At 53.6% G+C, this 18,439-nt stretch carries 21 protein-coding genes; 2 read left to right on the plus strand and 19 right to left on the minus strand.

Features of this window, described 5'->3' with window-relative positions; all coding sequences use genetic code 11:
• Nucleotides 1-31: 31 nt before the first annotated feature.
• On the minus strand, nt 32-1,573 hold the full coding sequence (locus AC2FFF_RS02525; RefSeq protein ID WP_281972086.1) for a helicase HerA-like domain-containing protein: 1,542 nt from the start codon (nt 1,571-1,573) through the stop codon (nt 32-34).
• 433 nt (nt 1,574-2,006) lie between these two features.
• Here AC2FFF_RS02525 and AC2FFF_RS02530 point away from each other — a divergent pair, with 433 nt between their 5' ends.
• Nucleotides 2,007-2,624: an invasion associated locus B family protein gene (locus AC2FFF_RS02530; RefSeq protein ID WP_142633757.1), complete on the plus strand. Its 618-nt coding sequence runs from the start codon at nt 2,007-2,009 to the stop codon at nt 2,622-2,624.
• A gap of 40 nt (nt 2,625-2,664) precedes the next feature.
• On the opposite strand, the gene AC2FFF_RS02535 is transcribed toward AC2FFF_RS02530, so the two are convergent.
• Genes AC2FFF_RS02535 through AC2FFF_RS02550 form a run of 4 tightly spaced genes read right to left on the minus strand, consistent with a single transcriptional unit; the run spans nt 2,665 to nt 6,905 of the window.
• The gene (locus AC2FFF_RS02535) at nt 2,665-3,873 is read right to left on the minus strand and encodes a beta-ketoacyl-[acyl-carrier-protein] synthase family protein (RefSeq protein ID WP_142633754.1); all 1,209 of its coding nucleotides are present in this window, start codon (nt 3,871-3,873) and stop codon (nt 2,665-2,667) included.
• 9 nt (nt 3,874-3,882) lie between these two features.
• On the minus strand, nt 3,883-4,140 hold the full coding sequence (locus AC2FFF_RS02540; protein ID WP_142633752.1) for an acyl carrier protein: 258 nt from the start codon (nt 4,138-4,140) through the stop codon (nt 3,883-3,885).
• 32 nt (nt 4,141-4,172) lie between these two features.
• Nucleotides 4,173-5,264: a UDP-3-O-(3-hydroxymyristoyl)glucosamine N-acyltransferase gene (gene lpxD, locus AC2FFF_RS02545; RefSeq protein WP_281994600.1), complete on the minus strand. Its 1,092-nt coding sequence runs from the start codon at nt 5,262-5,264 to the stop codon at nt 4,173-4,175.
• 36 nt (nt 5,265-5,300) lie between these two features.
• A complete protein-coding gene (locus AC2FFF_RS02550) occupies nt 5,301-6,905 on the minus strand; it encodes a L,D-transpeptidase family protein (protein ID WP_281994599.1) in 1,605 nt (534 codons plus the stop codon).
• A 355-nt stretch (nt 6,906-7,260) separates the two neighbouring features.
• Between AC2FFF_RS02550 and mepK the strand changes: the two genes are divergently transcribed.
• Nucleotides 7,261-7,830 (plus strand): peptidoglycan L,D-endopeptidase MepK, encoded by a 570-nt coding sequence (gene mepK / locus AC2FFF_RS02555; protein ID WP_142633747.1) that lies wholly within the window; start codon nt 7,261-7,263, stop codon nt 7,828-7,830.
• Between the two features lie 288 nt (nt 7,831-8,118).
• On the opposite strand, the gene AC2FFF_RS02560 is transcribed toward mepK, so the two are convergent.
• The 14 genes from AC2FFF_RS02560 to AC2FFF_RS02625 all read right to left on the minus strand — a co-directional run bounded on the left by AC2FFF_RS02560 (nt 8,119) and on the right by AC2FFF_RS02625 (nt 18,343).
• Entirely contained in the window at nt 8,119-8,439 is a 321-nt protein-coding gene (locus AC2FFF_RS02560) for a hypothetical protein (protein WP_496882825.1), read from the minus strand.
• Nucleotides 8,440-9,758: 1,319 nt separating this feature from the next.
• Nucleotides 9,759-10,562, minus strand: a complete 804-nt coding sequence (locus AC2FFF_RS02565) for a hypothetical protein (protein WP_496882826.1) — start codon at nt 10,560-10,562, stop codon at nt 9,759-9,761.
• Between the two features lie 14 nt (nt 10,563-10,576).
• A complete protein-coding gene (locus AC2FFF_RS02570) occupies nt 10,577-10,939 on the minus strand; it encodes a hypothetical protein (protein ID WP_496882827.1) in 363 nt (120 codons plus the stop codon).
• Between the two features lie 723 nt (nt 10,940-11,662).
• Nucleotides 11,663-11,842, minus strand: a complete 180-nt coding sequence (locus AC2FFF_RS02575) for a hypothetical protein (protein WP_496870606.1) — start codon at nt 11,840-11,842, stop codon at nt 11,663-11,665.
• A gap of 348 nt (nt 11,843-12,190) precedes the next feature.
• Entirely contained in the window at nt 12,191-12,409 is a 219-nt protein-coding gene (locus AC2FFF_RS02580) for a hypothetical protein (RefSeq protein ID WP_496882828.1), read from the minus strand.
• 9 nt (nt 12,410-12,418) lie between these two features.
• On the minus strand, nt 12,419-12,820 hold the full coding sequence (locus AC2FFF_RS02585) for a thermonuclease family protein (protein WP_496882829.1): 402 nt from the start codon (nt 12,818-12,820) through the stop codon (nt 12,419-12,421).
• 16 nt (nt 12,821-12,836) lie between these two features.
• Nucleotides 12,837-13,481 (minus strand): hypothetical protein, encoded by a 645-nt coding sequence (locus tag AC2FFF_RS02590; protein ID WP_496882830.1) that lies wholly within the window; start codon nt 13,479-13,481, stop codon nt 12,837-12,839.
• 414 nt (nt 13,482-13,895) lie between these two features.
• A complete protein-coding gene (locus AC2FFF_RS02595) occupies nt 13,896-14,174 on the minus strand; it encodes a hypothetical protein (RefSeq protein ID WP_496882831.1) in 279 nt (92 codons plus the stop codon).
• Nucleotides 14,171-14,830 (minus strand): peptidoglycan recognition protein family protein, encoded by a 660-nt coding sequence (locus AC2FFF_RS02600; RefSeq protein ID WP_496882832.1) that lies wholly within the window; start codon nt 14,828-14,830, stop codon nt 14,171-14,173. The genes AC2FFF_RS02595 and AC2FFF_RS02600 overlap by 4 nt, the downstream gene beginning before the upstream one ends.
• Before the next feature lie 11 nt (nt 14,831-14,841).
• A complete protein-coding gene (locus tag AC2FFF_RS02605) occupies nt 14,842-14,970 on the minus strand; it encodes a hypothetical protein (protein ID WP_496882833.1) in 129 nt (42 codons plus the stop codon).
• Nucleotides 14,967-15,347: a hypothetical protein gene (locus AC2FFF_RS02610; RefSeq protein WP_496882834.1), complete on the minus strand. Its 381-nt coding sequence runs from the start codon at nt 15,345-15,347 to the stop codon at nt 14,967-14,969. Before AC2FFF_RS02610 ends, AC2FFF_RS02605 begins: the two co-directional genes overlap by 4 nt.
• Nucleotides 15,348-15,425: 78 nt before the next feature.
• Nucleotides 15,426-15,926: a hypothetical protein gene (locus tag AC2FFF_RS02615; protein ID WP_496882835.1), complete on the minus strand. Its 501-nt coding sequence runs from the start codon at nt 15,924-15,926 to the stop codon at nt 15,426-15,428.
• Between the two features lie 30 nt (nt 15,927-15,956).
• Nucleotides 15,957-16,919 (minus strand): LamG-like jellyroll fold domain-containing protein, encoded by a 963-nt coding sequence (locus AC2FFF_RS02620; RefSeq protein ID WP_496882836.1) that lies wholly within the window; start codon nt 16,917-16,919, stop codon nt 15,957-15,959.
• Nucleotides 16,919-18,343, minus strand: coding sequence for a hypothetical protein (locus AC2FFF_RS02625; protein WP_496882837.1), 1,425 nt, complete (start codon nt 18,341-18,343; stop codon nt 16,919-16,921). The genes AC2FFF_RS02620 and AC2FFF_RS02625 overlap by 1 nt, the downstream gene beginning before the upstream one ends.
• Between the last annotated feature and the right edge of the window lie 96 nt (nt 18,344-18,439).

Below are 18,439 nucleotides of genomic sequence, written 5' to 3' on the forward strand. Positions count from 1 at the left end.
GTGAGGCCGGGCAATTAGCCCGGCCCGCCATTCAACGATTACGAAATAACCCGCCCAGAATGCCTCGGACGATCCTGCGCCCGGTTGTTCCCTTAAGTTCTTTAATGACGGCCTCGCTCATGGCGGTGGCAAAGGTGTCTTTCTTTCGCACGATCCGCGAAGAAGACCGCGTTACTTTGCTGCCTGAGTATCGGCGAGCCGTGGCAAATTCGCGTTCTGCAATCGATTGAGACTCAAGCTGTTCTTCTGCCTCGGCTGCGGCCTGTGCTGCGGCATCAGTCCGCGCCTGGAGCATCTCAAAGGCTGATCTGCGATCTTTGCGGGTTTCGTATTTGCCTTTCATCGGAGACGCATTCATTACCGTTTGCCGTTCAGCAGCGGTAATCGGCCCCAACTGTGACCCAGGGGGACGGATCAAAGTGCGTTCGACGATGCCCGGAACCCCTTTCTTTTGCAGCATGGATGTAACCGCCTCGCCCACGCCAACCTCACGGATGGCGGCCTCTGTATCAAAGGTTGGATTCTCGCGGTAGGTTTCGGCCGCAAGGCGAAGGTTTTTCCTGTCTCGGGCGGTGAAGGCTCGCAAAGCATGCTGTACCCGGTTACCCAACTGACCCAGAATGTCTTCCGGGATGTCTGCCGGGTTTTGCGAGATGAAATAAACCCCTACGCCCTTTGATCGGATAAGGCGGGCGACCTGCTCGACCTTGTCCACAAGCACTTTGGGCGCGTCTTCGAACAACAGATGCGCTTCGTCAAAGAAAAATACCAGCTTGGGTTTGTCCGGATCGCCGACTTCTGGCAACTCTTCAAACAGTTCGCTCAGCAGCCATAACAAGAACGTCGCATACAGACGAGGTGATCCCATCAGCTTGTCAGAGGCCAGGATGTTCACCATGCCATTCCCGTTGGCATCGGTGCGCATAAGATCGGCCAGTTCCAGGGCAGGTTCGCCAAACAGATTGGTACCCCCTTGATTTTCAAGAACCAACAACCGTCGCTGGATGGCACCGATCGAGGCGGTTGAGACATTCCCATAGCGCAGTGAAAGATTTGCTCTGTTCTCTCCAATCCAGACCAACAGGGCTTGCAGATCTTTCATATCCAACAGGGGCATACCTTCTTCATCGGCAACCCGAAATACAATATTTACAATGCCTTCTTGTGCTTCGCTCAGGTCCATCAGCCTGGACAACAACAAAGGTCCCATCTCGGATACTGTGGTTCGAACCGGATGGCCTTGCTGACCGAACAGATCCCAGAAAGTGACCGGGCAAGCGGCATATTCGTAATCCGTGAATCCGATGGTTTCGGCACGCTTCTGAAATGCCCCATGTAGCTTGTGACTTTCACTGCCCGCCAACGCCAAACCAGACAGATCACCTTTGACGTCAGACAGAAACACCGGCACCCCAGCCTTGGAAAACCCCTCGGCCAGGATCTGAAGCGTCACGGTCTTGCCAGTACCGGTCGCACCGGCAATCAGGCCGTGGCGGTTGGCGTATTTCAACGACAACGTCTGCGGTTGGCAGTAATCTGCGCCACCACCGCCAAGAAATATGTTCTCACTCATATGCTTAAGGCCCTGTTTCCTACCGATCTCCGCCCAGCATACAAAGTTAACCTTTGGCTGCGATAGTTTTCTGGTTGTTCGTGTATGAGAATTGCGCGGTCAACAAACTTCCTCCCTGTCGACTGGCCGCGCGTTCACGCGCGGCCCTTTTTCCACCATAGCTTCATAATTAAATTTTCAGGTTAGCAGTTGACCATCGCGCCGCCCTCTCGTAACGTCTGCTCATAATCAAGTCGGCCGGTCCGACGGGGAGAAAAATTCATGAAAGGGAGCCGCTCCACCGGCTCCCTTTTTTCTTGGCCACACGTATTGCCCACGGGGCCTCAGGCGAGATTCCGATCACTTCTGTCTTTTTACGCTGCATAATGCCTGACACTGCGCGCCAGTGGTGCTAGACCCAGCGAAAAGCCACATCAACAATCACGAGGCAATTATGTTCAGGACACCGATAAAGCTTGTTGCGGCAGCTTTTCTTTTCAACGGCGCCGCCCTGGCGCAAGAGACCACCGACACGACAGAACCTGCCACCGAATCCCCTACGACCGAGCAGGTGGACAATGGTCTCGACCTGGGGCAGCCGGTCGATGAAACCGTCAAGGTCGGACAGCGCTATGACAAAGAAAAATTCGGAGACTGGAGCCTAAACTGTTTGAAGATGAACGCGGGCAAAGATCTGTGTTCGCTGCTGCAGGTCATAAATGGCCCGCAAGATGTGCCTATGGCTGAGTTTTCCATGTTCCGCCTACCCGAAGGCGGTTCGGCTGTAGCCGGAGCAAATATCTTGGTTCCGCTTGAAACACTGTTGCAAGCGCAGCTGACCCTCTCAATCGACGGGGCGCCTGCCAAACGCTACAACTATTCGTTTTGTAACCCTGTTGGCTGTGTTGCCCAAATAGGCCTGACCCAAGGGGATATCGACGCAATGAAGCAGGGCAGCAAGGCGACTTTGACCATCGTTCCAGCGCCCGCGCCGGATCAGGTGATCGAACTTGACCTGTCTTTGTCCGGGTTTACTGCAGGTTACGACATTGTTGATGTCGCAACCAACTGAAGACTACATTTTGAGAAAGCCGTTTAACCCAGCGGCTTTCTCAAATCCGCTTCAAGGCAAGTACAGCGTTCAGACCTCCGAAAGCGAAAGCGTTGCTTAGCGCAACCTCGATTTTCGCTTCGCGTGCCTCGTTGGGCACAACGTCCAAAGCACATTCCGGATCAGGTTCTTCGTAGCCAATCGTCGGTGCAATCACCCCATCTCGCAGGGCCATGATACAGGCCAAAAGCTCTACCGCGCCGGTTCCGCCAATCAAGTGACCATGCATCGACTTTGTGGATGAGATCAAAAGTTCGTCCGCATGCGGGCCGAAAACGCCAGCTACAGCGGCACATTCCGTTTTGTCATTGGCCGCAGTACCTGTGCCATGGGCGTTGATATAACCCACCTGATTGGCATTCAGGCCAGCATCAGACAACGCCCCTGACATCGCACGGGCTGCGCCCTGCTTGCTGGGCATCACAATGTCTGATGCATCCGAGGTCATCGCGAAACCAACAACTTCGCACAAAATTTCTGCCCCACGCGCCTTCGCGTGTTCGTATTCCTCGAACACGAAGATGCCCGCTCCCTCTCCTTGCACCATACCGTTTCGGTTGGCGCTAAAGGGACGACAGGCATCCTTGGACATCACCCGCAGCCCTTCCCAGGCCTTAACGCCACCAAAGCACAACATGGATTCTGAGCCGCCGGTGATCATCGCAGGGGCCGCCCCGCTGCGCACCATCTGAAAGGCTTGCGCCATCGCATGGTTCGATGAGGCACAAGCAGTCGATACAGTAAAGCTGGGACCTTTGAGGTTATGTTCCATCGATACGTGGCTTGCCGCCGCGTTGTTCATAAGTTTAGGAACAACAAATGGATGAACCCTGTTCTTCCCGTCCTCATAGACTGAACGGTAATTGTCGTCCCAGGTCGAAACGCCACCACCTGCTGTTCCCAGAACCACGCCAGATCGTGCAGCCAACTCACCGTGGAATTCGATCCCGGACTGATCTATGGCCTCTTTGGCCGCGGTCAGGGTAAACTGTGTAAACCTGTCATACAGAGTCATCTGTTGGCGGTTGAACCGACCCTCGGCTTCGAACCCCCGGACCTGCCCACCGATCTTGATCGCCAACCTGTCGACGTCTCGAAATTCAAGTTCCGAAATACCACAACGGCCTTCCCGCATCGCCTCAAGCGTATCTGGAACTGAATGACCAAGCGAATTGATCGTGCCTGCCCCGGTTATTACTACCCGTTTCATTTGCTTGGGTCAGACCTTTTCTGCCACAAGCTTTTCGATCCCAGCAATGATCGCGGCGACATTTGAGATGTCAAAGTCACTGGCCGTTGGTTCATTGGCATTGAACGGAACGGTAATGTCGAACTCTTCTTCGATGGCAAAGATACTCTCGACCAGCCCCAGGCTGTCGATCCCCAGATCTTCGAGCGTACTTTCGGGCGTCACATCCGAAGGCTCCAACACGGCTTGTTCGGCAATGATGGCAATGACGCGGTCGGTGATGCTCATATCGATCCTCTGATTATCACGTTGAATGTGATTTAATCGCTCGGAGGCTGTTTGGAAACAGCCTTTTTCAACGCCTCCACGTCACGAAGCATCCGCGGCAATCTGCGCTGCGCCTTATAGACATCAGTAAAGGTTTCCATCTTCACAGCCGGGTAGCCCATCAACACACGACCGGCAGGTACGTTTGACAGGATTTTGGTACCACCGCCGACAATCACACCGTCGCCAACGAAAATATTGTCCGAGACGCCTGACTGCCCACCCAGAACCACGTTATTGCCAAGCTCAACCGAACCGGAAATACCAGACTGACCACACAGCAGACAGTCATTACCAACGCGCGTGTTGTGGCCGATATGGACCTGATTATCCAGTTTTGTGCCATTCCCGATGCGAGTATTACGAATGGTCCCGTTGTCGATCGTGCAATTCGCACCGATCTCGACATCGTCGCCAATTTCCACAGAACCAAGCGAATGAATGCGCAGCCAGCTTTGCGCGCTGGCGTCTCCTGCATCCCCCAAGGTCTTGCGCGCGTTCTCTACCCCCGATACTTCGGGCGTAACAAAACTGAACCCGTCGCTACCGATCCTTGCCCCTGGTTGCGCGATAAAACGATCCCCGATCTGCACACGGGCACCAATGCTGACCATTTCGCGCAGAACCGCGTCTTCGCCCAACACAGCATCCATGCCGATGACGCATTGCGGTCCGATATTCGCCCCTCTGCCGACACGGGCCCGTGCACCAATGACTGCCAGAGGGCCGATTGAGACCCCATCTGCCACATCCGCAGTTGGGTCGATGACTGCCGAAGGGTGAACCCCGGAACCAAAGCCCTGCCCTTTATCCAGCATGGAGGTGATCCCGGCCATCGCCATGCGCGGTCGTCGAACGAATATTGCTGCCTTAAGCCCCAACGCCTGCCAGTCAGCACCTTCCCAAAGGATGGCGACCTGCGCCGAACCCGATCCCAGATCCTCGGCATATTTTGGCGACATCGCCATCGCCAGATCAGTGGCAGTTGCATCCGACGGTTCAGCAGCAGCATGTACGACCAGGCTGGCATCGCCCTGGAACTCAGCGTCAAGGGCATCTGCGATTTGTTGAACTGTATATTTCATGTGGGGCTTCCCGGAACTAGGACCTGCCCCCGGTGATTACCCCTGAACGTCCGGCAGGACCACCCCTGCTTTCTGCAGAGCATTCCAGATTTTCTGATCACGGCCATAGACGTCGCGTCGGTACTGTACCTCACCTTTCGGGCCAATAAAGGCAGTGCGGTAAATCAAGTGGACAGGAACATGCTGCTCAAGCTTCACAGTGGTCTCTTTTCCAGTCGCGAGAATCCGATGGAAAAATGCCTTTGGGTTTTCTTCTTGCTTCGCCAACAGTGCGTAAGCGAATTCGAAAGGCTGCGCCAATCTGATACAACCATGCGAGAAGGCACGGGATTCCCGAGCGAACAGACTTTTCTGCGGTGTATCATGCAGATAAATGTTGTGCTTGTTGGGGAACATGAACTTCACCAGCCCCAGGGCATTGCTTTTGCTGGGCGGTTGGCGCATCGCAAATGGAAAGTTGCTTGCGGTGAACTGGGTGAAATCTACTGCCCCGCGATTGACCTGGCGACCACTGCGATCGGTAATCTGAATATGCCCAACGGCATTTGGGTTGGACTGCAGCTGCGGCAGGTATTCCTTGGTAATGATCGAGCGTGGGACATACCAGCTGGGGTTAATGACCATATGCTCCATCTTGTCCGAAAACTCAGGGCTGCGACGATCATGGGTGTTCTTGCCGATCACAGCGCGGGTTTCAAAGGTAATAAAGCCGTCATCAACAATCTTGGCTGAGAAATCAGCCTGATTGACCAGAATGTGGCGTTCACCGCGCTCGCGCGGCAACCAGCGCTCACGCTCCAGCGCGACATAGACGGCCTTCAGACGATCCGAAGCAGTGCGGTTCAGCTCAGTAATTGTGCCCGGACCCGCGACGCCATCTGCGGCAAGACCATGTGCGATCTGAAACCGCTGAACGCCTGCCAGCAAGGCATCGTCAAAAACAGGGCTGGCTGTTGGGTTCATAAAACCCATTTCAACCAGTCGGTTACGCATCGCTATTACGGCGGGTCCCGTATCTCCCAGTTCGAGCTTAGCCTGCGGAACAGTAGTTCCCCAACCGCCTTGGCGAACCAATTCTTCCAGCGCAAGTTTCTGCTTCATCAAAGCCCGATACTGGGTCGAGCTTGGCGCCAACTGATCGAAATAGGCTGCATCCTCCGAGGTCGTCAGTCCACGCAGATGCCCTGCTGTCGAGGTCGGCTCGACCTTCCTGACCAATCCATCGTCTATATCGGATGGGCGTAAAAGGCCTGTCCTCATGTCCTGAGCATAGGCTGCAAAAACGCGTGTCAACTCGACCTCGACGGCCCCAAGCTCACGCGCTGATTTTGCTGATTGAAGCCGGTCAACCAAGCCCTGCGCATCATAGGCGTTCGCGGGTAGCCCGTGTAATTCGACCGCAGAAAGCCCCTCAATCAACCGTTGACGACGTTCAGCATGTGCAGCCGTGTCGCCAACCCAAACAGGCACGAATCCTCTTTCACGGTAGAAATCGGCAATCTCAGACCCGGAAGGTGCAAATTCGGCAACCGCCATCTGGAATGCGGTTTCAGGCTTGGCCTCAGTGTTCGCCATCGCCGAAGACGTCAGAAAACATGCGGCCAAAGCAATACCGGTGCTTGCACGAAGAACAGAGAACATTTGGAGCCCTTGAATTTTCAATATAATACGCCGTTTCAGGCAATGCCGAACAATTATGGTTTTGCTTGAAACCCATTGTCTATTCACAAATGCATCAATTTCGTGCTTATACTCAAGCGTGATGCTTGTTTGCATCGGACAGATTTCGGCGACGGCCTAAGACGTTGGATCTTTGCCATTTTGCACCACCTGCGCAAAAAACTGCCGAAAATTCCCCCTTGAAAAGATGAATTTGAAAGACTTCTTGGCCGCCCTTCACGACTGTGTCATAAATCCCTCATCTGGGATGGGAATAAATTAATACAGCGCGCGTAACATCGTGTGCAGGCAGGAACAGTACGGGACGAAACACAAAATGACGACGAGCAGTTCCTCGGGTTTGACCCGGCGTGCTTTATTGGGCGCATTCGCAGCTACAGCAGTTGTAGCAACTCCAACCTACTCCAATGCAGCAGGATTCCTTCGTGGCGGTGGTGATATTCGCCGTATTCGCATGTATTCCGGACGCACTGGCGAGCGGATCGATATGATCTATTGGGTTGACGGTAAATACATCAAAGACGCGGTCAAAGAAGTGAACCACTTCATGCGCGATTGGCGCACCGACCAGGCCAAAGATATGGACCTCCGCACGATCGACATCATGGCGGCGTCGCATAATCTGTTGGATGTCAACGAACCCTATATGCTGCTGTCGGGCTATCGCTCGCCGCAGACCAATGCGATGCTGCGGTCACGGTCGCGCCGTGTTGCCAAGAATTCGTTGCACATGAAAGGCCAGGCAGCCGACCTCCGCCTGTCATCTCGTTCGGTCTCGCAAATGGCCAAAGCGGCGATGTCTTGCCGTGCTGGTGGTGTTGGCAAATACCACCGCTCGAACTTCGTGCATATGGATTGCGGTGTGGTAAGAAGCTGGGGCGGTTGATCCGCCCCGCCCGTCGTCAAGAGAAGTTTGTCGGTCACGTAACCGTTTGAATGAGTAGATTTATCTGCCATTACGTAGGTGCCATTCCACTCAGGCAGCCTCATAAACCCTGCGCAAACCGGCTGTTGCAGGTGATTTTCAATACGAGCCTAAATATTCAAGAAATGGCGCACCTGAGAGGTATGCGCATATTGTTGTTTTTCAAAGGCCTGCATTGGAAACCAAGTATGGTGGTGGCCACCAAGTATCAATAGCTTACAAGGGACTTTGGAAACTGTTTCGATCTTTTCAATCCCCCAACATCACAGTCTTCCAAGTCTGGATAACCCGGGCCGGTCGCCTGATTGCCACGCGGCCAAGATCCTCAGCCGTTGGCGACCAGACCTTGACGTCGAGATATTCGCGACCGTGCTTATGGCAAGGAAAAGGTGCGTGATTCAGTGGCCAATCCGGCCCCACTATCTCAACCAGATCCGAGGCCAGGTAGTTCATGCACTTGTGACAGAGGTTACAGCGCAGCGTGATTAACTGATGCGCACGGGCTGCGTCGACCATCTTTCGAGACGGCTTTCCCGGGTGTTCTCGTATCGGCGGATTCGCGGAGGGCATGATGAGAACATTTAGAGAACATTCCCAGCTTATCCAAATCGATTTTTGCCGCTCCTATTTGTGAACTCTCGAATGTCTGCTGAGAGCCCAAACTTGCAATGTCCAATTCGCTGCCCCAAGTTGGCTCACGGGCGTGCCGCGAAAACGCATTACTATCGCGACATAGCGGAAAGAAATGGGAAGCAAAGTGTATAAAAGTGTTCTGGACAAGAGACCGTTGCTAGTAATTTCGTCAACGTTTGTTTCATACTTTCTGATTAGCGGCGTATCAAACGAGATGTATTTCTCTTTCGGAGAAGGCAGTTTTAACCCTGCTTGGGCGCTGGACGCATTGTGGTTCTTATGGGTCTTGTACTCCGGTTATCACATCGGATCTTTTCTGGTCGCAAAATTCAGGTAAAAACAGGTACAGAAACTAGTAGGAAATGGGTCTTGTCACAGTGAACGCGAACAGAGCTTGAAAGGTCACTCCAGTGTTTCGGAAGGTCACACTGATGCAGGTGCGGCGAACGGCAGATTTGTCCGCAGAGCCGACATCAGGCGCTCCTTATTGTAGACGTGAAATGTATCCCAATCCGTTACATCGACTGCATTGTACCTGTCCAAGCGTGCAGTAGCCGCAGGTTCTTCCGTAGTCGTCTGTCCCCCTACCCTGACACACAGGACAATTCACTGTCTTTCTGGCATGGCACTTTGGGCAATCTTCGGTATCAGGAACATAATTCGGCATCGCTTTAGCTCCTATTTGTTGATCATTTGCGATACTCAAGCTTGCTTGATGATCAGATTTCACGTTTCGCTATACTCAAGCGGCGCTTTAACAAGGTCGCTCCTATTTGTTAATACTCGAATCTCGCAAGGTACAGAAACTGATCTTTGAAAACGATCAATATGATCAGGCACAGAACAGCTAATCCAAGAGACCGGAACAACTTGTTTACTTCCCGTCTTTCGTCGGGCTTTGCGTAGTCGTACCCCGTTAAGTACTGGATAAAGGTCCTCAAGCCGCGCTCCTTATTGTGAACTCGGCTGCCTGTTAGGGAACGAGCTTCCACTCGCCAAACGGGTTATCCCGCATCCACAGCCTTCCAGTACTGTCGTCCACAAGCGTGTCGCATTCAGCGTGCCGCTTACACCCCCAGCTAACGGGTTCTATCTCATAGTTTTTTACGCGTTTCGTGTACTTATCAAAAATCTTCTCTCGCTCTAGGCACTCATCAAACTTTTGGTTTAATTCTTCTTGCGTCACAACGTTCCCCCTACTGTGGCTTTTGGCTGTCATCATGGAAAGAACCTCCCCCTCTGAAAATTCAATCAACTTACCTGAAGGCCCAAGTAGCCCACCCCAGCAAGGCGAGTGTGAGCAAAAAGAGCCCACCGCCAATCGCCGGGGATAGCGAATAGTTGCCCTCCCGCAAGTCGGATACTACGCGAGCGGGCCAAAGCACATACTTTTTGCTAACGTCAAAGGTCATCCACAGTCTCTCCCGCCAAGTGGTTTTAAACATTTGGTCCCTGACATGGGCCGGACCCCTGTCCAGCCTTGCCTTTTCACCCTTCACGTACAGCCAGATTTCCGCGAGCCGAACGAGACCTCCGACAAACAAATACGCCGTCACAAAATCGACAACCCGGATTGGAATTCCACGCACCAAATTTGCAATAAAGTTTAATCCAAGCGCTTCAAATATTTCTGCAGTTCTGAGCAACACCCACAAGATCGCGCACCCATAATTCTGGATAAGCCAAAACGCGACGGCGGGCCAATTCACCACATCGATTTCAAAAAGGCGCGCCAGAGACAAAACCAGGAACCCGACGCTGATCGCGGCGAAGAGCACAGAGACAACTACTCGTATTCGCCACATCCAAATGGCGTTGATCCACTCGACTTCCATCATGGGCGTTATGCTTCGCTCCAGAGCCTCTGCAGTATCACTCGGGCCGTAGACCTCAGCCAACTTGTCTTTCAGCGCCTTTTCGGACTCTGACTCTGCGTCCCAGCCGTTCTCGGCTTCAAAGCGGAACGTACCTGATGCGGTGTTTTCCCAACTGCCTTTGACGTGATGGCCGTCAACTTTGACTGTGCCATCAGGCTCTAATAGGACCTCGGTCCTCCGCATTGTTCGTCCGCTCCTTATTGTGAAGTCTCCCAACACTTCCCCGAGAAAAGCGGAGAAACTGTTCCAAAAGATGAAATGACCACATCAACCCACCGCCCAGGTTTTTCTTTGGACCTTTGGATCATATGAAACGCGACGCTGTGCACGTTTTGCACTTCGCGAAGAGCAAGCCAAACACCGAATTCACTTATCTTGATAACGTCATAGGCGCTGTCACTATCGCTTCGAGTTGCGATCATTTTCTGACTGTCTATTGAGATTTCAACCGGGCTCTGCTCATTCCAGCTGCATGAAAATGTGAGGGAGTCTGCATGAGCTGTCTGTGATTGCCCAAACACAAAGGTCGCGGCGAGAAAGATAAGTGCTCTGCGTCTCATTACCGTCGCTCCTTTTTGTGAACTACAGGCTGTACTGCAACTATCGACTGAAAGTCCAAGCCGCGAAAAGTAGCAAAAACAAAACCACAAACAGGGTAAACTTAACAACCAAGGGTCGGTCTTCATCGGGGATGTAAACTCCCCCTCCGCACATTGGGCAGCGTTTAGTATTGATAGCCCTAGCGTTGGGATGTGCTGTCCAACCACAATCCACGCACTTTCCCCTGTAGCGACCCATTTGCTCGCCCTCCTATTTGTCGTCTACAGTTTTCCCAAGTATTCATGCCATATTGCGGACCCAGGTTTTCAGAGGCTTTCACTCTATGACGAAGTAACAGCCCTCAGGAGATGTCCAGACCACTCTCTTCGCAACTTCGTTTAAGTAAAAAAACTATCAGATGCCTTTCGGAAACGCTGTCTCTTATTTCAAAAAAATCGCATCTGGCTAGGCGGATAGTTGCCTTTTCGGTTTCTTTAGGAGGCCCAAGAATCTCTAGAACCTCAGCCCTCGTCATGCCAGCAGAAACAGGCTTTTCAGGATTCGATGTGGGCGCGGATGACGAGGCACTGCTTGTAGATTCTATTTGGGCCTGAGAACTTTCACCGCGGCATCCTGCCATCGCAATCAACGCGGGTAGAAGCAAAGGCACGATAATTGCTCTAGTATCAGCCAACTCGTTGCTCCTTATTGTGGACTTCTCGATCTAGCCAACCCCGCCTCCTCTACGAACTCTCGATTTCTGCCTGCAGACTTTCGTACTGATCAATGTGATCTGCCGTTTCCTGATCTTGATGGTCCTCATCAACCCGTTTTTCGAAGTGGTCGTCCCGCACACCAATCGTGGCCGCGAAAAAACTAGAGGCTGCAAGTGTGGGAACCACCCAGACCATTTTATCGCTCAAATAAGCTGCGGTGTACGACGGAACCAACACGACCAAAGCCTTCAATAAAGCCGATTTGAAATGAGTAACGTGCAATGAAAATTTCTCCTATTTGTGGACTCTCAAAAAATTGCTGCGAAACCCAAACCATACGGGCGGATCTTTTCAACGCAGTTCATCTCATAGTACAAATACCCCCACACAACACCTGCTATTAGGCCAGTACAAACAGCTGCGAATGCGAGACGCCTTTTTCCGTATTTCGCCAAGGCTAGAGACCCGAGCAAGCCAGCGAATGCTATCGTCCAGCCTTGCCAATCAAAGAACGTGGATTGAAAGCACTCTTCATACGTCATTCGGCCTTGGCTCCTATTTGTTGACATTGCTCCAAAGCCTATCGAAACGCATCTCCGCTTCTTCGTCACTAATGGCCCAAATCCATCGAGACAAAAGGACAGCTGCCAAGAACGCTCCAATAGCAGAAAAAACAGCGGCACTCAGGGCATCACCCGTGTTTACCGACCAACCTGCGTATCCCAAGTTGGCCGCAACCACTAACCACAGCCTAAAACCCTTCCAGTTACCCATGCCTTCTCCTTATCGTGATCTACAATACCCTGCCCGCTTGAGCCGTGACCTGGCCGCGCGCGTCTCTAAGTGCCTGTACCGCCCACCCGAATAGCGGGCGCAGTCCAAAGCATGACCGGCGGCAATGACTGCAGCGCCTATGTCCTGTCCGTCAGCATAGCAGACACCCACCCAGCGGTCGTGTGTGCGTTCGCCGTTCAGGTCGCAGGAGATGGACTTGCCGCGCAGATAGTTCACCATCCACCGTTTCGCGTTCTGACCAGATCGAGTGCCGAGTTCAGGTGCATCGACGCCGTTCAGCCGGACAGGTGTTCCGTCAACAACGATGGTGTCAGCGTCCCGAACATAGGTGCCGCCCGCTTGGGCAGCGGTGGCGAGAACAAGGGCAGCGATGGCTAGTAGGTGCTTCATGGGCCCCACCTTACTGTTAACTTAATGCACGAGAACTTCTGCTCATGGCTTTCGGTCTGGGGCGGTCATTGTCGCCCCAGAGGTGCATATCGCAAAACTCTATGGTGGGTTGTGCTGAGGGCTCAAGAACCATATCAAACGACTTAATCAAGTCTAACAACCTGCCACCTCGATCGCGAAAAACTCTTGTCTCGAAATGAGGTGAAACGTTCGCACGGTAAATCGCTACCATTTCGCAATAATTCGAAAGAAGAAGAAGGAATTCTTGCAAGCATTCCTTCAGGTTAGCCGCCTTCGCCTCTTTGCAATCCGGCCCACCCATCAAGACGATCCTAAGCGAAATAAATCTGTCCTCTAGTTTCAACTGGTGCCTGTCAAGGTGATCATCAATATCCCTAAGCCAGCCTTCCAATGCCCTTAACTGGCGATCTTGCAGACTTTGTTTACGCCCGTCTTCAAGCGAATTAGCCTGCAGTCTCAAACCATGTGCCACCGCACCAAGAGCAACAAAGCTCAACAGGGGGGCAGAAATAACGCCAAAGTACGACCAGAATTTAGCCCATTCATATGGTTTCTCAGGTAGGCCTACGGTGAAGAAGTATGAACCAGATGCGATGCCTATCATCAACAAACCGGCGAATAGATAAACGAAAATTCTCATTTGAGACCCTTAGCCTGAATCTTGCCACAAGTCGTAGCTTAGACCCTTGGCCCAATCACGCAACCAACGTCGAATGCTCTCAACATTCTTCACAGGTTTTACACCGGGGTCCGCCGCGTTGGCCTCGGCCATCAGCGCACCCCAAAACAAAAAAGCCCGACCACAGGGGCCGGGCCGAGTAAACTGAAGGGCGAGGTAACCCTGAGACCTTGATCGAACTCCTTTTCAATTAAGATACGCGCCGCACCCCGGCGCTGGGATTAGTCAAGATCTGGCGACCGTCCTGACAGGGTCTCAACCTTGTCCCCGCAGTTCAGCAACTCGGTTCGGTCTTCCGCCCACAACAGCTCTACCTCTAGATCAGTCAGCCACCGATTAGGGAGAATGACCGGATCTGCACACGGGTCGGCCCGCTTAACGAATGGAATTGAGCCGCCGCACCCGCTCAGGGCCAAGGCAGCGCTCAACAACAACAGGATCCGCATTGGCGGCCACCTCCAACTGTTTTGCAAGTTCGTCTCGCTGCATTGCCGCTTGGACCCGCGCAGCTTCCAGCTTTTGACCGGCCTCGATCATTGCCAGCCGTTGGGCGTTGTGATCGGCCTGACACTTTTCAATCCCCTGCCCGTATGCCCACCACAGCGCGCCCAAGAACAAGGCCAACCCAACGAGATATGGGGCAAGTCTGATCATGCCGCCCATGACATTTCCATTTTCTCGCGGACTATCTCGCGGATCCGGTCTCCGACTTCGATTGGATCACCGGGTTCGTCCATGTCGGGTAGCCAGGTGATATCCCATTTCAATCTCTGACGAATACCTAACGTTGGCTGAACTTCAGCGTGTGTCAGAACAGAATATCGGGACACCGGGATATCGAAGGTCTCGCAATAGTAGGCTATGCGCTCGGCCAGAGTATGCACTTGCACCCAAGTCATCGGGGCCGACCCTTTGTTGAACGGTCGCTCTTGCGCATCCGCCATGCAATCAACCGCAATGCCGATAGCCCCGGTGTTGGCGTTCAGAGTATGAGAAGCGGCATGTCCAACCCGATATGATGCCTGCGCTGTTGCCGGAAACTTGCCGCTATGCACCTGGCCATCGTGGTCGATCACCTCGTTATAGTGGCGCAACTCCAAATCAATGACACCCGGTGCCCCACCTGTCCAATGAGGATGAATTCGATGAAGCCCGGATGGGTGGAACAGATAAGGCAGTCGTCGCCCATCACGATCCTTCAGAGCTTGTCCGATAGCAGCACGAGTTTTCGGTCCCATCATGCCGTCGATCTTTCCCGGACTGTGGCCCAGGGCGGCGCATCGTGCTTGAATGTCACGGATAGAGAACATGGTGATCCACCTCAATGATATCCCGATGAAAGTGCCGCCATGATCAGCAGCAGCCAGAGAATGACCGCGATCCAGAATTTGACACCGCGATATCGGCTCGAATGAACAACGCGTTTCACATTCTTGATCGTCAGATTCATTTGCTTGCCCTCGTTAACCAGCGTGACAGGGCATCCAGCAGACCAGCGCGCAGATCAGTGATTACGCTGTGTGCAGACCACCCCAGAACAAACGGCAGGAGAACTAGGGCGCCAAGCGGCAATGCTCCGACGTCCATGCCAACTGCTGTCAAAAGCATCGGTCCACCGAAAGTTCCAACCACCGTGTTGAAAACGATGATCAGTAGGACTTTCTTGCGGTGCCAATCCTCCAATTCGAGAATTGCAACCAGCGCGCCCAGTGCAGCCAATATCAGCAGTTCCCATGAAGATCCGCGCGCCACCAGCCATGATCCGGCGACTGCAAAAATCCCTGTGGATACAGATGCTGCTATGTCAGCCGTTTCCGCCAATTTCATTTCCAATTCCTCATTCAATCCAAGTCCTTCGCCGCCATCACTGCTGCATCGATATCCTTGCCGGTCAGTTCTCTGCCGTTATTTTCCTATGACCTGGAACCGGTCGTTCCCCGCGTCGTACCAGAGCTTGACGGCTTCACCCGGCGCAAGATCAGACGCCGCCAGGGCGGTGCCTGCTGCCTTCACCACAGACTTTGCACCGAGGCTGTCGATATTGAGGGTCACAGCGCCCGTATTGGCCCCAGCAGTAACCAACAGCACCTCAACCAATTCGGTATAGGCTGTCAGAGCGGGGGTTAGCGCTGCGGTAATGGTGTCCGCACCGGAAACCGAACCAAGGACAGCAGGCGACCGCGAAAGGACCGGGATTTCGTGATCATCGGTGCCGTCATACATGTACCAACGGTTGGTATCAGTGTCGCGCCAGACAGTACCGGCGACGGCATAAGCGGGACGTGCAGCCCCTGAGTGGCTGTCCAGCAGCGCATCAAGGCTGGCGTCATCCCGATCAGCATAAGCCTCTGGATCTACCGGGGCATCCGCAATGCGCGGCACACCCCACGTGGTGGGTTGAGACATCTTATTCTCCTTTCAGTGGAAGTTGGCCGTTTAGCTGGCCCAGAAACTGTGAAGGTCGGAAATTTCCGTCGGAGTCAGGGCACGATCAATCGCAAGAACGTGCTTGATATCGCCCTGCCAGAACAAATCTCTGCTGGTTCCCGAGATCAAACGACAACCGACTGCAACCGGGGTGGTCGAAACCGGCGTTCCGCCATAGGTCGATGTGGCGACAGAGGCCCCGTTTACGAAAAGCTCGCAATCCCCATTGTCATAGACAGCGGCGACATTGACAAAATCTGTGGCTGACCTGCGATCTACTGAATCCTGGAAGCTGTTACTGCCCAGAGTGCCAACCCCCATGGACAGCTTGCCGTTAGTAAAACTCATCCAGTTTCGCGCCGTTGCGCTGCCCGACAGCGTTGCACCAACTATTGCATTTGTTCCGGAAGAGCTGAGAGGGGCGCGGACGCGGGCAGCATAGGTTCCCGCGCCTGCTGGCATCAAAACACCACCGCCCGTGGCGTCATAGGCATCATTCACGCCGTCAACAATCAACTTGTCCGGCGATCCCCACGTTCCCGCCTGGTTACCATCGAACGTATATCCGTTATCCGTTTTGTCGTCTGCCGACGCAATGGTCTGGCCGTCCGACACGACAGGCGTTGTCTTGCCGGTATCCTGCCACAACGTTGCTGTGTCTCTGAAATCCAGAAGGAACCCATCTTCGCCACCAGCAAAAATATCAAGCGGTGGGTAAGCTGGCTGAACGACTGTTGCCCCAGCCTTTACACTGATCAATTCCGACAAAGCTTCGCGCCCGCCAGAGACGACACTGACGGCATAGTGGTACTCGACATCTTCCGTTGTGGTTTCGTCTTCGTAGCGCCCCGCATCCGCCGCAACTGTCGCAAGAACGGATGGCAAGTTCGAAGCCGAAAACGGAGCCGTGTCGCGATAGATTTTCTGGCTATCACCGATGACACGAGGCGACCATTTCAACCGAACCCCCATTAGAAGCCCTCCCCCGTCAAATTGCCAGGCGCGGCCAGATACCGGGCACGGACACTTGGTGTCTGCCAGTTTTCATAGCCATCCCTTGTGGCCTTGACCCCAAGTTCCACCCGGGCAGCACGACCACCCACGACCCCAAAGAAATCCGGCCGTGCAAAGAAATCATCAAAGCTGAAAAAGTCGGGCGCTGTTTCGTCATACGACCACGTGTCGACGGCCCCCACGTTTTCCGTGTGGACCAGAACCCCTGGCCCGTCCTGCAAGAAGAAGTCTTTTTCGGCACAGAAGTCGGGCGCTGCAAAGAAATCGTCTTTCGGCAGAACCGCCCGCACCTCAACATCATAGGTCACACCAGCTTCAGGACCGATTGAACCGTGCGTGTGATCCTCAATGTTTCCGGTGGTTTGCTGCCGCCGGTCCCGATGTGCCCAGGTGATGGTTGAAATCGCCGGGATGATCGCCGATGGCGCGTAACTCCCCTCAACCTTCAACTGGCCGATGGGATAAGGTCGCACCGCGCGACTGGCAAAGGTAATCTCATCAGTTGGCGCAGAACTCAGATTCAAGACATCACTCGAAATCTTGCCAAGCAACCGGATGTCAATTTCTTCGGCAACAAGGTACTGGATTTCGTCCGACCCGGCGTTGGAATGCCAGAAGATCATCTGCGTGCCCGCCGGGTGCTCTGCTGGCACAGTGTCCAGACATGCCCGCCCAACAGTGACGGTCACGACATCATCGACACGCGTCATATCGTCAATCCGGATGTATTCCCCGCCGATATAAGCCAGAGATCCCGGGGCAACGTCTTCAAGCCCATCGGACCATTCAATATCCAGAACAATATCATCGGCATCACGCTTTAGAGGCGTCAGGGTCTTGCAAACGGGTGAATAGAAGGCGTTGCCCCCCTGAACCCATCCCGCCCCGCTGTCGACAGCTATATCGATATCCGTGTGATCGTCGGTCGGTTGGTTTCCGGTGGCATGGAACAGGCCAAGATCTGGTTCACGCGTCAGCTCATCGTCTACCGCGCCCTGCCCCTGATCTTGAACCAGGACATAGTACGGGATTTCCTCAACAAGCCGCGTTTCTGATGCTTCAGCATATTCGGCATCAGGCGTATCCGGCAGGTCAGGAACCGGAACATCTGTGAGCTGGTCGAACCTGTCTTGCTCCACGCGAAGCACGACGGAATAGTCATCCAGTTGGTCCCCTTCGATCTCCTTAATCCGAAACACGACATTGTCGATGCCGAGTTGCGGCTCATTGACAACAATCGGAGATCCACGATGCAGGCTGGGATCAAGATAGGCCACTCTGAACGCACCACGGATGCCCGGAACGGTCCTTGCGTTCAGTTCCCGCTCACAAATCTGGGTTGCCAGCGGTGGATAGCTGAAGCCTTTCATTTCAACTGTCACCGGAACCACTTTGCCGGTCTGTCCGTCGTCAGAGATATTCGGAGAGGTGAAGCGTTTTCGTAACAGAGGCTCTGGTTCGGTTTCTGTTTGAGTTTA

Source organism: Ruegeria sp. YTSA226 (genome assembly GCF_059609905.1).

What these genes read in the sequence shown, in the direction of transcription:
- AC2FFF_RS02540 (WP_142633752.1), bottom strand. Translation starts at nt 4,140, where the DNA reads ATGAGCATCACCGACCGCGTCATTGCCATCATTGCCGAACAAGCCGTG.
- AC2FFF_RS02580 (WP_496882828.1), bottom strand. Translation starts at nt 12,409, where the DNA reads ATGGGTAACTGGAAGGGTTTTAGGCTGTGGTTAGTGGTTGCGGCCAAC.
- AC2FFF_RS02610 (WP_496882834.1), bottom strand. Translation starts at nt 15,347, where the DNA reads ATGAAATTGGCGGAAACGGCTGACATAGCAGCATCTGTATCCACAGGG.
- AC2FFF_RS02595 (WP_496882831.1), bottom strand. Translation starts at nt 14,174, where the DNA reads ATGATCAGACTTGCCCCATATCTCGTTGGGTTGGCCTTGTTCTTGGGC.
- AC2FFF_RS02550 (WP_281994599.1), bottom strand. Translation starts at nt 6,905, where the DNA reads ATGTTCTCTGTTCTTCGTGCAAGCACCGGTATTGCTTTGGCCGCATGT.
- AC2FFF_RS02565 (WP_496882826.1), bottom strand. Translation starts at nt 10,562, where the DNA reads ATGCGGAGGACCGAGGTCCTATTAGAGCCTGATGGCACAGTCAAAGTT.
- AC2FFF_RS02525 (WP_281972086.1), bottom strand. Translation starts at nt 1,573, where the DNA reads ATGAGTGAGAACATATTTCTTGGCGGTGGTGGCGCAGATTACTGCCAA.
- AC2FFF_RS02530 (WP_142633757.1), top strand. Translation starts at nt 2,007, where the DNA reads ATGTTCAGGACACCGATAAAGCTTGTTGCGGCAGCTTTTCTTTTCAAC.
- AC2FFF_RS02620 (WP_496882836.1), bottom strand. Translation starts at nt 16,919, where the DNA reads ATGGGGGTTCGGTTGAAATGGTCGCCTCGTGTCATCGGTGATAGCCAG.
- AC2FFF_RS02535 (WP_142633754.1), bottom strand. Translation starts at nt 3,873, where the DNA reads ATGAAACGGGTAGTAATAACCGGGGCAGGCACGATCAATTCGCTTGGT.
- mepK (WP_142633747.1), top strand. Translation starts at nt 7,261, where the DNA reads ATGACGACGAGCAGTTCCTCGGGTTTGACCCGGCGTGCTTTATTGGGC.
- AC2FFF_RS02600 (WP_496882832.1), bottom strand. Translation starts at nt 14,830, where the DNA reads ATGTTCTCTATCCGTGACATTCAAGCACGATGCGCCGCCCTGGGCCAC.
- AC2FFF_RS02585 (WP_496882829.1), bottom strand. Translation starts at nt 12,820, where the DNA reads ATGAAGCACCTACTAGCCATCGCTGCCCTTGTTCTCGCCACCGCTGCC.
- lpxD (WP_281994600.1), bottom strand. Translation starts at nt 5,264, where the DNA reads ATGAAATATACAGTTCAACAAATCGCAGATGCCCTTGACGCTGAGTTC.
- AC2FFF_RS02590 (WP_496882830.1), bottom strand. Translation starts at nt 13,481, where the DNA reads ATGAGAATTTTCGTTTATCTATTCGCCGGTTTGTTGATGATAGGCATC.
- AC2FFF_RS02605 (WP_496882833.1), bottom strand. Translation starts at nt 14,970, where the DNA reads ATGAATCTGACGATCAAGAATGTGAAACGCGTTGTTCATTCGAGCCGA.
- AC2FFF_RS02560 (WP_496882825.1), bottom strand. Translation starts at nt 8,439, where the DNA reads ATGCCCTCCGCGAATCCGCCGATACGAGAACACCCGGGAAAGCCGTCT.
- AC2FFF_RS02570 (WP_496882827.1), bottom strand. Translation starts at nt 10,939, where the DNA reads ATGAGACGCAGAGCACTTATCTTTCTCGCCGCGACCTTTGTGTTTGGG.
- AC2FFF_RS02615 (WP_496882835.1), bottom strand. Translation starts at nt 15,926, where the DNA reads ATGTCTCAACCCACCACGTGGGGTGTGCCGCGCATTGCGGATGCCCCG.